14 protein-coding genes are annotated in these 13176 nt (G+C 70.8%); 4 read left to right on the top strand and 10 right to left on the bottom strand.

Translation table 11 applies throughout. From position 1 onward, the window contains the following. Positions 1–14 precede the first annotated feature (14 nt). Positions 15–1112 (bottom strand): hypothetical protein, encoded by a 1098-nt coding sequence (locus AC27IY_RS18650; protein WP_487178677.1) that lies wholly within the window; start codon positions 1110–1112, stop codon positions 15–17. A gap of 149 nt (positions 1113–1261) precedes the next feature. Here AC27IY_RS18650 and AC27IY_RS18645 point away from each other — a divergent pair, with 149 nt between their 5' ends. Beyond that, entirely contained in the window at positions 1262–1783 is a 522-nt protein-coding gene (locus AC27IY_RS18645; RefSeq protein WP_487178676.1) for a gamma carbonic anhydrase family protein, read from the top strand. On the opposite strand, the gene AC27IY_RS18640 is transcribed toward AC27IY_RS18645, so the two are convergent. Continuing rightward, positions 1755–2657, bottom strand: a complete 903-nt coding sequence (locus AC27IY_RS18640) for a DUF1349 domain-containing protein (protein ID WP_487178675.1) — start codon at positions 2655–2657, stop codon at positions 1755–1757. The two genes, AC27IY_RS18645 and AC27IY_RS18640, sit on opposite strands and share 29 nt — an antisense overlap. A gap of 53 nt (positions 2658–2710) precedes the next feature. Between AC27IY_RS18640 and AC27IY_RS18635 the strand changes: the two genes are divergently transcribed. Further along, the gene (locus AC27IY_RS18635) at positions 2711–4051 is read left to right on the top strand and encodes a hypothetical protein (RefSeq protein WP_487178674.1); all 1341 of its coding nucleotides are present in this window, start codon (positions 2711–2713) and stop codon (positions 4049–4051) included. 215 nt (positions 4052–4266) lie between these two features. Beyond that, positions 4267–4428: a hypothetical protein gene (locus AC27IY_RS18630; protein ID WP_020540796.1), complete on the top strand. Its 162-nt coding sequence runs from the start codon at positions 4267–4269 to the stop codon at positions 4426–4428. A 116-nt stretch (positions 4429–4544) separates the two neighbouring features. On the opposite strand, the gene AC27IY_RS18625 is transcribed toward AC27IY_RS18630, so the two are convergent. From AC27IY_RS18625 to AC27IY_RS18595, 7 genes are all read right to left on the bottom strand, one after another. After that, positions 4545–4826, bottom strand: coding sequence for a metal-sensitive transcriptional regulator (locus AC27IY_RS18625; RefSeq protein WP_026213852.1), 282 nt, complete (start codon positions 4824–4826; stop codon positions 4545–4547). Positions 4827–4864: 38 nt separating this feature from the next. Continuing rightward, positions 4865–5941 carry a glycosyltransferase gene (locus AC27IY_RS18620; protein ID WP_371248930.1) on the bottom strand — a complete coding sequence of 359 codons (1077 nt, stop codon included), beginning with the start codon at positions 5939–5941 and terminating at the stop codon, positions 4865–4867. Continuing rightward, on the bottom strand, positions 5938–6732 hold the full coding sequence (locus AC27IY_RS18615) for a hypothetical protein (RefSeq protein WP_344213530.1): 795 nt from the start codon (positions 6730–6732) through the stop codon (positions 5938–5940). Before AC27IY_RS18615 ends, AC27IY_RS18620 begins: the two co-directional genes overlap by 4 nt. Positions 6733–6880: 148 nt before the next feature. Next, on the bottom strand, positions 6881–8986 hold the full coding sequence (locus AC27IY_RS18610) for a (Fe-S)-binding protein (protein WP_344213532.1): 2106 nt from the start codon (positions 8984–8986) through the stop codon (positions 6881–6883). A 149-nt stretch (positions 8987–9135) separates the two neighbouring features. After that, positions 9136–9714, bottom strand: a complete 579-nt coding sequence (locus AC27IY_RS18605; protein ID WP_487178673.1) for a TetR/AcrR family transcriptional regulator — start codon at positions 9712–9714, stop codon at positions 9136–9138. Positions 9715–9757: 43 nt separating this feature from the next. Beyond that, positions 9758–10528, bottom strand: a complete 771-nt coding sequence (locus AC27IY_RS18600) for a class I SAM-dependent methyltransferase (RefSeq protein WP_344213536.1) — start codon at positions 10526–10528, stop codon at positions 9758–9760. Then, positions 10525–11334, bottom strand: coding sequence for a sugar phosphate isomerase/epimerase family protein (locus AC27IY_RS18595; RefSeq protein ID WP_344213538.1), 810 nt, complete (start codon positions 11332–11334; stop codon positions 10525–10527). Before AC27IY_RS18595 ends, AC27IY_RS18600 begins: the two co-directional genes overlap by 4 nt. 57 nt (positions 11335–11391) lie before the next feature. On the opposite strand from AC27IY_RS18595, the gene AC27IY_RS18590 reads away from it, so the two are divergent. Continuing rightward, positions 11392–12090: a class I SAM-dependent methyltransferase gene (locus tag AC27IY_RS18590; protein ID WP_364462184.1), complete on the top strand. Its 699-nt coding sequence runs from the start codon at positions 11392–11394 to the stop codon at positions 12088–12090. Positions 12091–12150: 60 nt separating this feature from the next. On the opposite strand, the gene AC27IY_RS18585 is transcribed toward AC27IY_RS18590, so the two are convergent. Continuing rightward, positions 12151–12933: a hypothetical protein gene (locus AC27IY_RS18585; protein WP_487178672.1), complete on the bottom strand. Its 783-nt coding sequence runs from the start codon at positions 12931–12933 to the stop codon at positions 12151–12153. Between the last annotated feature and the right edge of the window lie 243 nt (positions 12934–13176).

The following is a 13176-nucleotide window of genomic DNA, read 5'->3' as shown; positions in this document are numbered from 1 at the left end:
TCAGGAGGCCGGCGTCACTTCGGGGGCACGCGGACGACGGTGACCTCAGTGTCGTCGGAGACCGGCCGCTCCTCCGCGCCGGCCTCCCGCGGCCGCTCCTCCTCGTCGTCGTCCTCGACGATCACCCGCACGTCGTCCTGCGGGTGGGGCTGCTGCCGCTCCTGGGACTGGGACTGGGACTGGGACTGGGGCTCGGACTCGGACTCGGACTCGGACGGGGCCGCGATCTGGGGCTGCTGCCGCGGGGGCGCGATGGCCTCCGGCACCAGCGGCCCGGCGCCCGCCTCGGTGCGCATGAGGTCGCCGAGCACCGAGCCGATCTCGTTGAGCCGCCGCACCACCTCGGTGTGCGTGTTGGTGAGGTAGTCCACCCGCCGGCCGGCCTGCTCGTCCAGCGCCGCCGTACGCCGGCGCGCGGTCTCCAGCATCGCCTCGCCCTCGGCCCGCGCGCTCATGAGGATCTGCTCCGCCTGGGCGGCGGCGTCCTTCATGAGCTGCTCGGACTCGGCCTGGGCCGTGGTCAGCAGGCGCTCCGCCTCGCTCCGCGCCCCGCGCACGGTCTCCTCCGCCTCGGCGCGGGCCGAGGTGAGCTGCTCGTCGGCGTCGGCGCTCGCCTGGGACAGCATGCGCTCGGCGGCCTGCGTGGCCTCGTTCACCCGGCGCTCCGCCTCCGCCTGCGCGGAGGTGAGGATGTTGTCGGCGGTCTCGCGGGAGGTGGTCAGCAGCCGCTGGGCCTCGGCGGTCGACGTCTCACGCAGGTGGGCGGCCTCGGCGCTCGCCGTCTCACGCAGGTGGGCGGCCTCGGCCTCGGCCTCCGCCCTCTTGGCCGCGGCCTCCTCCTCGCCGAGCTGGAGTATCTGGGCGAGCCGCGGGCTCAGGTCCTCGTAGCTCTGCGGCGTCTCGACCATGCGCCGCCGGGCCTCCGCCAGCTCGATGCGGCCCTGCTCGGCCTGGTCGATGGCCCGCGCCAGCCGCTCCTCCAGATCGCGGATCTGGTTGCGGGTGCGGAGCATGTAGTCATGGACCTGGCGGCGGTTGTAGCCGCGCATGACGACCTCGAAGGTGTCCTCTTGCATCAGGTCGGGGAAGCTGCTGTCGTGCTGGTTCATCATGGAGGTTACCTAAGGGTGGATTGCGTGAGGCGGGGAACAACTGCGGGTTGTGAGGGTCTGACAGCGAGACTCAGGAATCGACTTTCCTGCCATCTGCCCACGTCCGCAACCGGAACGCCATACCCGGACCGGCAATTACGATGTGTCGAATGTACATAGCAGCGCTGGATGCCGGGGCCTCCCCCGACATCCATCCCGAGGCGTTCATCGCCCCCGGCGCGACCGTGGTCGGCCGGGTCAGCGTCGGCCGGGCGTCGAGCATCTGGTACGGCTCCGTTCTGCGGGGCGACGACGAGCGGATCGAGATCGGCGAGGAGTGCAACGTACAGGACCTGTGCTGCCTCCACTCCGACCCCGGTGAGCCCGCCGTCCTGGAGGATCGGGTGAGTCTCGGCCACAAGGCCATGGTCCACGGCGCCCACGTCGACTCCGGCGCGCTGATCGGCATCGGCGCGATCGTGCTCGGCGGCGCCCGCGTCGGCGCGGGCACGCTGGTGGCCGCGGGAGCGCTGGTGGGCCCCGGCAAGAAGATCCCGTCGGGCGTGCTGGTCGCCGGGGTGCCCGGCCGGATCGTACGCGAGCTCACCGACGACGACCGGGCCTCCTTCGCCCACACCCCGGACAACTACATCGCCAAGGCACTCAGGCACCGGCAGGCGTCAAGGCTTTGACGAGCACGTCGTCCGGCACCGACTTGTCGTTGAGCGGGTCGGCGTACTCCGGCAGCTCGGGCCGGAGGAACCGGACGAAGTCGACGGTCAGTTTTAAGTCGGGCAGGCCCTTGACCAGCCGGGCGTTGGCCTTCGCCGGGTCCTGCTTGACGGCGCCGTAGCTGTCCCAGTCGGTGTAGGCGGTGACGCCCCACTGGAGGGCGTCGGGGAGGCTGGAGGCCCAGCGCTGCCCCACCTTCCAGGTGCCGCCCTCCTCCTTGTAGAGCGCCGCGAAGGCGCGCCCGGCACGGGCGAGGACGAGGTCGACCCAGCCGGCCTTGACCGGGATCTCCTTCGGCTTGGAGCTGCCGTTCTCGGTCCACTTGACCTCGATCTGGCCGCTCTTCTCGCCGGTGCCGGTGGTGATGGAGACCCAGTTGGGGGTGGCGTACGAGCCCGGCTGGCGGGCCATGAGCCCGCCGAGCGAGAACTTCCGCTTGGGCCGGCCGCCGTTCTTCCCCTCGACCTTGACCCGCGCGTGCATGACGATGTCGCCGGCGAGGTCCTGGTAGAGGAAGGGGCCGCGGAAGCCGTCGAACCAGGCCGAGGTCCTGGGCTCCAGGTAGAGCGCGCCCTTCGCGGTCTTGTTCACGTCCAGCTTGGCGATCCGGTCGACGTCCTTCTCGGTGTCGCTCAGCTTCGTCCACATGGCGAGGTCGGTCGCCTTCGCGAACTCCGTGGAGGCCTCGCCCACCTCGCCGCCGGGCGCGGGAGGGGTGGCCCGCTCAAGCGTCAGCATGCCGGGGCCGGTGACCGTGGGGTCGGCCGAGGTCGTCGTGCCGCATCCGGCGAGCACGCTCGCGACCGCCAACGTCCCTGCTACCTTCGCCCTCATAGGGCACATTCTGCCGTGTCTGGCCGTCGGATGATCCACGACCGGCAAGTACGATGACGCCCGTGCCACCCTGGGATGCGTTCACCGCCACCGAGGCGGCGGTCCGCGCGATGGTCGCCGACCCGCGCTGGCCTGAGCTCCCGGTGCCCGATCGCGCCCACGTCCTGGCCGCCAGGGTCCTCGTCACCCGCGACGGCGACCGGTGGTTGTTCGGCGCGCACGCCCGCTGGCACCTGCACGACCCGGCCTCGGGCCGCTGGCACCTCGCGCCCCCGCCCCGGGGCGAGCGGGCCCGCGAGGTCCGGCACGCCGCCGCCGACCTGCCGGAGGACGTGGTGCCGTCAGGACCCGACTTCCACGCCGAGCCCGGCTCCACGATGGCCTTCATCGGCCCCGACGTCTCCGCCGACCTCACCGAGCGGCTGCGCGTGCTCGTACGGGCCTGCGGGCGCAAGTCCGAGCTCGACTACCCGCTGACCGCCTTCGACGACATCTTCGCCAGGGACGTGCCGAGCACGGTCGCGGCCGTGTGGGGCACGATCATGTGGTGCTCGTACGCGCCGGCCTTCGACGGCAACGAGCGGCTGCTCACCGTCTTCGGCGAATACCTGCGCCGGCCGCTCCCCGGCGACGAGTGGGTGCGCTGGCTGCCCGCGCCGCCGCTGCTGGACCTCGTCACGATGGTCGTGGAGCGGGCGGAGGCCGGGCGGGCCAGGGAGTCGCGCCGGCTGGCCGCCGTGATGGCCGACACCGCGCAGGTCCTGATGTCCGACACCCGGTTCAGGCCGCGGGCGCTCGCGCTGCTCACCATGGTCGAGCCCGCGCTGCGCGACCCCGGTCTCGACGACGGCCTGGCGGGCGCGGAGGAGGTGTGCCGGGCGTGGCTGGAGCGCGCTCCGGCGCGGCTGGGCCGGGCGCTGCTGCCGGAGACCGACGTCGCGGCGCACTTCCGGCACGCGGTCTACGACCTGGCCGAGGCGCTGGCTTTCACGCCCGATCCCGCGCGGGCCACGGCGGGGTTCCTGGCCGACCTGTCCGACTCGCGGCGGCGGCTGCCCGCGCTGCTCGATCATCGGCTGCGGGCGGCGTACGAGGAACTGGAGCGGGCGGGGATGACCGAGACCTCGGTCGCCGAGACGACCGCGCCCGAGGGGTTCCCCGCCGGCTCGCGGGGCGGGGTGTCGACCGTGCCCGCGCCGGTGCTGGAGGTGGCGCCGCCCGACCGGACGAGCGCGGCGGGGGTGCTGGGGGCGGCGTACGCGACGGGACGGGCCTGGGAGCGCCTGACGGGCGCCAAGGTGCCGGGGCGGGGTCTCGCGGGGCAGTCGGCGCTCGTGAGCAAGCTGGTGCACGAACGCGATGATCATCACGTGAGCGACACCGGTCACATCTAAACCACTAATCCCGCTATTTCCCTCTTACCTCGCCTGTATCGTTCTAACACCCGAAGGATCAGTAATTTCGCTGAATTGTGATCTCCACTTCGGGAAATGACCCCACTGGGGCCCCGGGGCGCCGAAAGGAATGACTCCGATGGGCCATGTCGCCCGAAGGGGGTCCCCCCGTAACCTCGGAGAGGGTGTGGGCTGCGGAAGGAAAGGACGACGCGGTGGGGCACGACGACCTGGACTCTCGGGTCCACGACCGTGTCGCGTTGGACGAGATTGCGCTCTACGCCGAGGTGCTCACGGCCGTGGCTGTCAGCGAGCGGCGGCTGACCTTGGACGAACTCGACGACGCGCTCGGATTGCGGACTTCGGCGAGCCGCTGAAGAAGCATCACGACGATTACCGAGCCCCGGGGACCTAGTTCCCGGGGTTTCGCATAACTAGTCACTTGCGCGGGCCGCCTCCTACGAAAGGAGGATGCCCGCCACTCACAAGATCCTTAAGACCGGACGAGGCGCGCGATGGCCGCCGAGGCCTCCTTCACCTTCGCCTCGGCCTCCGGGCCGCCGGTGTTGATCGCGTCGGCCACGCAGTGGGAGATGTGCTCCTCCAGCAGGCCCAGCGCCACCGCCTGGAGCGCGCGCGTGGCGGCGGAGACCTGGGTGAGGATGTCGATGCAGTAGGCGTCGTCCTCGACCATGCGCTGCAGGCCCCTGACCTGGCCCTCGATTCGCCGGAGGCGCGTCAGATATGCCTGCTTGTCTCCGCTGTACCCATGCATGGTTCTACGGTACCCGTAACCCGTATGGGGAGCGGGGGTCAGCGGAGATCCGCGATCAGCTTCTCCCACTGACCGGCGACCTCGGCCGCCGCGTGCCGGGTCGCGGTGTCGAGGGCGCCGGCCGCGAGCGAGCGCCGCCTGCGCTCGTCGTCGATCAGTGCCAGCAGCGCCGCCGCGAACATCTCCTCGTCGGCGCCGGACTCCGGCACCAGCACCCCGTTGTAGCCCGTGGCCACGAACTCGGCCGGGGCCCGCGCCCCCTCGTACGCCACCACCGGCACCCCGCAGCTCATGGCCTCCAGCACGGTCATGGCCTGGTCGTCGCCGCGCGAGGGGTTGGCCACGATCGACGCCTTGGCGAACTCGCCGGCGAGGTCGGGCGTGGTGCCCATGAAGTAGACGTGGTTGTGCAGGTCGAGCTCCTGCGCCAGGGCGCGCAGCCGGCGCTCCTCCGGGCCGCCGCCGTACAGGCGGAGCTGCCAGTCGGGGCGCTTGTCGGCCACGACGGCGAACGCCCGGATCAGCCGGTCGTAGCCCTTGACCGCCACCCAGCGGCCTCCGGCCGCGACGATCCTGTTGTCCATGCGCGAGCGCGGCCAGGGGCCGGCCGGCAGGGCGTCCTGCACGAAGCGCACGGCGGGCCCGGTGAGCCCCTCGCCGAGCAGCCTGCCCCATTCCTCCTGACCGGCCTCCGTGGCCGCCACGACGGCGTTGAGGCGCGGGTAGAACCGTCTGACGGGCGCCGGCACGGCGGGCCTGGTCCACTCCCTGGCGAGCTTCAGCACCTCGCGCGGCGCGTGCCTGGCGGCCTGGACGCCGAGCCCCGGCCTGGTCGTGACGAGCACGTCGCACCTGAGCCCGCGCAGCACCCGCCAGAGCGCGACCTCGGTGCGCACCTGGCCGCGCGGCAGCAGGTGCCGCACCCCCGGCCGGGCGTCCACGACGCTGCGCATGACGACGTTCGGGCCGACGGGGAAGAACGGCTTCTCCTTCTGCCGTCGTACGCTGATCACCTCGACCTCGTGCCGCTCGGCGAGGGCGTTGGCCAGGTTGAGCGTCGCGCGTACATCACCCCGCATGCCGTAGGCGGACGGCAGGAGCAGGGCGATCCTCATGCGCCCACCTCGATGCGCAGCTCGTCGTCGGCGGTGTAGCAGGGCCGTACGGGCACGCCGTCCACCTCGGCCGCCGGATAGTGGAGCCGGCGGCGCTTGCCGTCGACGTCGTCGAGGCGCGAGGCGAGCCGCAGCGGCGCGGGCACCCCCGCGACCTGGAGCGCGGGCTCCCACGTGCCCGCGCCGTCGGGGTCGGCGGCCAGCACGTCCACGAGCGAGACGGCCGCGTGGAAGCGCACGCCCTGGACGTACGCCGTGGCCGACACCCGGGCGCCGGCCTGCCGCCGGTCGAGGGTGAGCGTGGCCTCGTGGCGGGAGTCGTCGTCCTCCAGCCCGGTGTAGGTGAGCAGCCCCATGACCTCGAAGCGGCCCTCCCTGAACCACACCCTGCGCACCTCGGCCCCTGGCTCGGCGTCGGTGATCTTCAGGGCCAGGTAGCCGTTGCGGGTCCGGTAGGAGCGGTAGGCGAGGGTGCGCCTGCACAGGGCGTACGCGTCGAGATGGTCGAGCGAGAAGCCGGGGTCGACGCTCAGCAGCCGGCTGCGCCGGCCGTCGTGGCGCAGGTAGGCGTCCCAGCGGCCGGCCGTGAGGCCGAGCGGCGCCAGCGAGACCGCCAGCGTGGCCTCGCGCGCCCGTGCCCCCGGCGTGCCGAGGCGCACCTCACGCTCCACCCCCGTGGTGCGGTGCCGCAGGACGAGCTCGGTGCCTTCGCGGAGTGGTTCGTCGATGGCCAGTCGCAGGGAGAGCACGTCCGCCAGGGTCACCTCGGCGTCGGTGACGACGACGCCCATCGCGAGCCCCCTCCCCGTCGAATAGACCCATGCGACGTTGAGGTTACCGTGATTTTCCCGTTATGTGGATGGCAGATTTCTTGTCGTCGCCCTTGTCGACACGCGAAACTCCTCCACACGGGGTGTGGAGGAGCTGCGTTTCGCGTCCTCAGGAAGCGCCCTTGACCGATTTGATCAGGAGCTGGGCGACGTCCACGACTTCCAGCGACTCCTTGGCCTCGCCGCTGTTCTTCTTCTCGTTGATCGCGTCACCGAGCATCACCATGCAGAACGGGCACGCGGTGGAGACGGTGTCGGGGTTGGTGGTCAGCGCCTCGTCCACGCGCTCGGTGTTGATGCGCTTGCCGATGCGCTCCTCCATCCACATGCGCGCGCCGCCCGCGCCGCAGCAGAAGCCGCGGTCCTTGTGCCGGTGCATCTCCTGCGCCTGCACGCCGGGCACCTTGGCCATGATGTCGCGGGGCTGGGAGTAGACCTTGTTGTGCCGGCCGAGGAAGCACGGGTCGTGGTAGGTGATCTTCTCCTCGATCGGCGTGACCGGGGTGAGCAGGCCCTCGTCGACCAGCTTGGCGAGGAGCTGGGTGTGGTGCACCACCTCGTACGTGCCGCCGAGCTGTGGGTACTCGTTGGCGAGGGTGTTGAAGCAGTGCGGGCAGGTCGCGACGATCTTCTTGACGCCCGCCTCGTTCAGCGTCTCGATGTTCTGCTGGGCGAGCATGTTGAACAGGTATTCCATGCCGAGCCGGCGGGCCGGGTCGCCGGAGCAGGCCTCCATCGGGCCGAGCACCGCGAACTTCACGCCGGCGATGTGCAGCAGCTCGGCGACCGCCTTGGTGGTGCGCTTGGCGCGGTCCTCCAGCGCGCCCGCGCAGCCGACCCAGAACAGGTATTCGGTGCCCTCGGGCATCTTGTCCTCGACGATCTCGACCTCGAAGTCGAGCTCCTCGATCCAGTCGGCCCGCTTCATCTCGGACATCCCCCACGGGTTGCCCTTGTTCTCCAGGTTCTTGACCATCACGCCCGCCTCGGACGGGAACGACGACTCCACCATCACCTGGTAGCGGCGCATGTCGAGGATGTGGTCGATGTGCTCGATGTCCACCGGGCACTGCTCGACGCAGGCGCCGCAGTTGGTGCACGACCAGAGCACGTCGGGGTGGATCACGCCGTCCTCGCCGACCAGCGGCTTGTCCAGCAGCGCCAGCACGTCGGTGTCCTTGTGCTCGACGCCGTTCGCGGCGGCCAGCAGGTAGGGGGCCACCTGGAAGGCGTGGTCGCGCTGGTCGAGGATGAGCATCTTGGGCGACAGCGGCTTGTCGGTGTTCCAGGCCGGGCACTGCGACTGGCAACGGCCGCACTCGGTGCAGGAGTAGAAGTCGAGGAAGCCCTTCCACGTGGTGTCGGCGATCTTGCCGCGGCCGAGCCGCTCGGGGTCGAGGTCCTCGTCCTCGAAGTCGACCGGCTTGCCGTCCACCCGCATCTCCGGCGCGGCGCCGAGCCCGTCGGGGCGGCGCGAGAACAGCACGTTGAGCGGCGCGGTGAAGATGTGCAGGTGCTTGGAGTTCACCACGATGACCAGGAACACCAGCATGAAGCCGATGTGCAGGAGCAGCGCGATCTCCTCCAGCAGCCCGCTCGCCGGGAGCACCTCGCCGAGCGCCAGCGACGCGAACGCGCCGGAGGAGTAGGGGAGGTTGCCGTTGGCGGCGGCCGCGCCACGGGCCAGGAACAGCGTCCAGATGATGTTGAAGATCATGAACAGGACGAGCCAGGCGCCGCCCAGGTGCGAGCCGGAGAAGCGGGACTTGCGGCCCAGCGTCTTCGGCGAGTTCTTGAGCCGGATGATCGCGAAGGCGACCAGGCCGAGGAGACAGGCGACCGCGATGAAGTCCTGGAGGAACCCGAGGACCGGCCACTGCCCGACGATCGGGATGTGGAAGTTCGCGCGGCCGGTGATCGCGCCCTGGATGATCGCGCCGTACGCCTCGATGTAGACGGTCAGCAGGATGAAGAACGCCCACATGACGAAGAAATGCGCCACGCCGGAGGGCGTCCACTTCAGCAGCTTCTTCTGACCGAAGACCTCGACCAGCTGCGCCTTCAGCTCCTCGCCCGCGTTCGCCTTGGCGTACTCGACGCGTTCGGGCGCGGGCGGCCCCACAGTGGCGAGCTTGTACAGGAACTGAACCCGGCGGCCGGCGACGGCCACCGCCAGGACGGTCATGACGAGCCCGATGATGGCTACCCAGAGCACGGGGTCCTCCCACAGACGACGTTGGCTGTCGCTGGCTGTCAAGCGTACGTGCAGCCTTTATACAGACCTCACCCCGGATCCTACCGGCCGGTAACTTATCCGGGGTACGCGACATACCCTAAGGTGGCAGGCCCCTCCAGAACAATGCTCTAGCCTGTGAAGTACCTCTGGAGCGTCGGGGCGAGCAGCGCCACCAGTTCCTCCGGGTCCGCGCTCGCCATCGGCTCCAGCTTGAGGACGTAGCGGGCCATCACCACGCCGAACATCTGCGCGAAGGCGGCCTCGATCCGCAGGTGCGGCACCCCGAGCCCGTTGGCCACCTTGAACAGCAGCGCGTTCGTGATGAACTCGCGGAACATCGCCTGCGCCTGCTCGTTCGTCATCGCCGAGCGCAGCAACGCCACCATCGGCTCCCGGGTCTCCGGCGCGGCCGTCACCCGGAGGAGCAGGCGCACCAGCCGCTCCCCCACCTCCTCGCGCGGCCCGTCCAGCAGCTCGGGCAGGATCGTCTCCGGGTTCAGCGGCAGGCGCATGGCCGCCGCGAAAATGCCCTCTTTCGTGGCGAAATAGTGATGGACGAGTGCCGGGTCGACGTTCGCCTCCCTGGCGATGCCGCGCACGGTGGCCTTGTCGAACCCCTTCTCCGCGAACACCCGCCGGGCCGCCGTCAGAATCTCCCCACGCGTGTCCGCCGACCCAGGCCGCCGCCCGGGCCCCCTCTTGCTCATGGCCTCGCTCCGCGAGGCGGGCTCGGTCGCCATACGCCGTTCGTCACCGGCCCACGGCCAGGTAGACGCGCATCGGCACCGAGAGCATGCCCTCGGGGAACTCGCGGCGCAGCTCCGTACGCTGCCGTTCCACCAGCGCGTCGGCCGTCTCCGCCGGCAGCGCCGCCATGTACGAGTGGGAGCGCAGGGCGAGCAGGAAGTCCTCGATGCCGACCAGGCGGGTCCACGGCAGCCACCGCTCGGCGATCACCTCGAAGGCCGCGGCGATCGGCGGCACCGCCCACTCCTCCACCGCCGGCCCCCAGTAGGCGGGCACCTCCTCGGCCAGCCGGGCCTCGTACGCCGCCAGCCAGTCGGCCTGCGCCGCGTGGTGCAGATTCCAGCAGCCCACGATCGCCCCGTGGGGCCGCAGCACCCGCCGGGCCTCGGCGATGGAGGCCGCGGGGTCGAGCCAGTGCCACGACTGCCCGTACGTCACGAGGTCGGCCACCCCGTCGGCCACCGGCAGCGCGTTGCCGTCGCCCTGCACGGCGGCGACCAGCGGCGGCTCGCCGTCGGCGCGCGACCGCAGCCGGCCCAGCATCACCGCGGCCGGGTCCACGGCGACCACGCGGGAGCCGCGCGCCCGCAGCGCCCGCGTGAGGATGCCGGTGCCCGCCCCGACGTCGACCGTCGTCGCGCCGTCGAGGTCCACGCCCGTCAGCTCGCACACCGCGCGAAACATCTCGTCGGGATAGCTGGGCCGCCCGGCCTCGTAGGCGTCGGCCACGCGGTCGAAGACCCCGCCCAGCTCCCGCATCGGACCGATGTTCATGTGGTGGCCGCCAGATGGAGCCGGGCGAAGGCCAGCCCCTCCGCCAGGTCGTCGATGCGCTCGGTGCGGCTGGCCGCCTTGCGGGTGTTGACCTCCAGCACGACCAGCCCGGAGTAGCCGGTGTTGGCCAGGCGCTCCAGGACCTGCGCGCACGGCTGGTTGCCCCGTCCCGGCACCAGGTGCTCGTCCTTGTTGGTCACGCCGATGCCGTCGGCGAGGTGCAGGTGGGCGAGCCGGTCGCCGAGCTTGGTCGCCATCTCCATGGCGTCGGAGCCCGACACGGCCGTGTGCGACAGGTCGAGCGTGACCTGCGGGAAGTCGTAGTCGATCGGGTTCCAGTCGGGCGCGTACGGCACCACGTCACTCCCCCTGGCCCGCAGCGGGAACATGTTCTCGACCGCGAACGTGACATTCGTCTCGTCGCGCATTCTCGCGAGCCCGACCTCGAACTCGCGGGCGTAGTCGCGCTGCCAGCGGAACGGAGGATGGACCACGACCGCCGAGGCCCCGAGCCGCTCGGCCGCCTTCTGGGCCTTGAGCAGCTTGGCCCACGGGTCGCGCCCCCACACCCGCTGCGTGACCAGCAGGCAGGGGGCGTGGATCGCCAGCACGGGGACCTGATAGTGGTCGGAGAGCCGCTCGATCACGTCGATGTCCTGGCTCACGGGGTCTGCTCCGACCATGATCTCAACGCCGTCGTAGCCCAGGCGCGCGGCCAGCTCGAACGCGTCAGGAGTGCGTTCCGGATATACCGAGGCGGTGGACAATGCGATCTTCGCATTGGGCACGCGGATGACATCAGCCACGTTGCCAGCCTAAGCCGGAGAAGCCGATAAGGCGCGCGACGCCCTAGCGTTGGGGGCATGCCACGCATTGCGAGGGGGGCGATTCCCAGCCCGAACATCTGGAACACTCCGCAGGTCTACGAGGTGGAGAACCGCGCCGTCGATCCCGAGCGGGCCGCCGACGCGGCGATGCGCGCGGTGCGCTCCTGGGAGGGCGCCACCGTTCTGGACATTGGTTGCGGCACCGGCTACCACCTGCCGGGCCTCGCCGCGGTCGCCGCCCGCGTGATCGGAGTGGAGCCGCACGGCGACCTCGCCGCGCTGGCCCGCCGCCGCTGCGCCGCGCTCGCCAACGTGGACGTGCACACCGCCGTGGCCCAGGACCTGCCGCTGCCGGACGCGAGCGTGGACGTGGCCATGGCGCGGTGGGCGTACTTCTTCGGGCCGGGCTGCGAGCCGGGGCTGCGTGAGCTGTCCCGGGTGCTGCGGCGCGGCGGCACCGCGTTCGTCATCGACCTGGACGCCACGCGCGGCGCGTTCGGCCGGTGGTTCTCGCGGACGGTGCCGACGTACTCGGCCCGCGAGGTCGAGGCGTTCTGGGACCGCCACGGCTGGCAGCGCCGCCCGCTCGACCTGCGCATGGCCTTCGAGCGCCGGGCCGACCTGGAGGCGGTGCTGCGCATCGAGTTCGCGCCCCAGGTGGCCGAGCAGGCCATCGCCGAGACCCCGGGACTGGAGCTCGACTACCCGAACGTGCTCCGCTGGCGCCACTACTGAGCCGCGTGGAGCCTCCGGCGGGACGAGCCGTCCCCACGGAGGCTCCACGCGGGGACGGGCCTAGTTCCGGCACCCGGTGACGGGAGACACGGCCGGCGCGGGAACGGGTGAGCAGTTGGTCGGGGTGTTGCCCTGCACGATCGCGGCCGACCGCACCACGGCGCCGACGCCGTTCTCGTTGTCGATGCCTCCGGGGGCGGTGGTCGCCTTGTTGCTGTTGACCAGGCTGCGGGTGACGGTCACGGTGCCGGGAACGAAATTCGCGATGCCTCCTCCGACGGTGCCGGCCTCATTGCGGGTGATGAGGCTCTGGACCACCGCGAGGGTTCCGTCGTTCGCTATTCCGCCGCCTTTCTCCCCGGCGCGGTTGCCGTTGATGACGCTGTTGGCGACCGTCATTCTTCCGTTGTTTCCGGTGCCGCCGCCGTTCCTGGTCGCGGAATTTCCTTGAATGATGCTGTTCGTCACGTTGACGATGGTTCCGCTGACGGCGCCGATGCCGCCGGAGAAGGTGGCGGTGTTCTTCTGGATGAGCACCGCGTCGAGGTTCGTGGTCCCGCTGTTGACCGCGATGGCTCCGCCGAGCCCGCCCGGAGAGGTCGTCGCGTCGCCCTCCCTGAGCCTGACGCGGTCGAGGGTGAAGTTGGCGTTGACGGTGAACAGGCGGAACTTCGCGGTCGCGCTCCGCTGGATCGTGCTGTTGCGCCCGTGGATGGTGAGGGGTCTGTTGATCGACAGGCCGGCCGGGTTGATCGGGTTGAAGGTGCTGTTGGTCAGCACGTAGGTGCAGCCGGGCGTGAGGTTGAGCGTGGCGCCCGACGCGGCGTTTCTGATCGCGTTCACCAGGGCGCTCCCGGAGCACGGCACGGTCGCCAGCGCGTTTGCCGCCGGCATTCCGGCCATGAGCGCCGCGGCCGCGAGAATGGCGCCCCCGGCAGCCCGGTGGATCCTGTTTGCACGCATTTAATTGTTCCCCCGAATCGTACTGATCGCGAAATGCGCAGTAGTGAGCGTGAACGGTCATCCCCGGGGACGATCACCCTTACACGCATGACTTATCGGGCATGAAAGCAAAAGCGGGTCATA

It is taken from the genome of Nonomuraea sp. B208, assembly GCF_057536035.1.
Note: the sequence above shows the minus strand (reverse complement) of the source record. Positions and strands in the feature narration are given on the sequence as shown.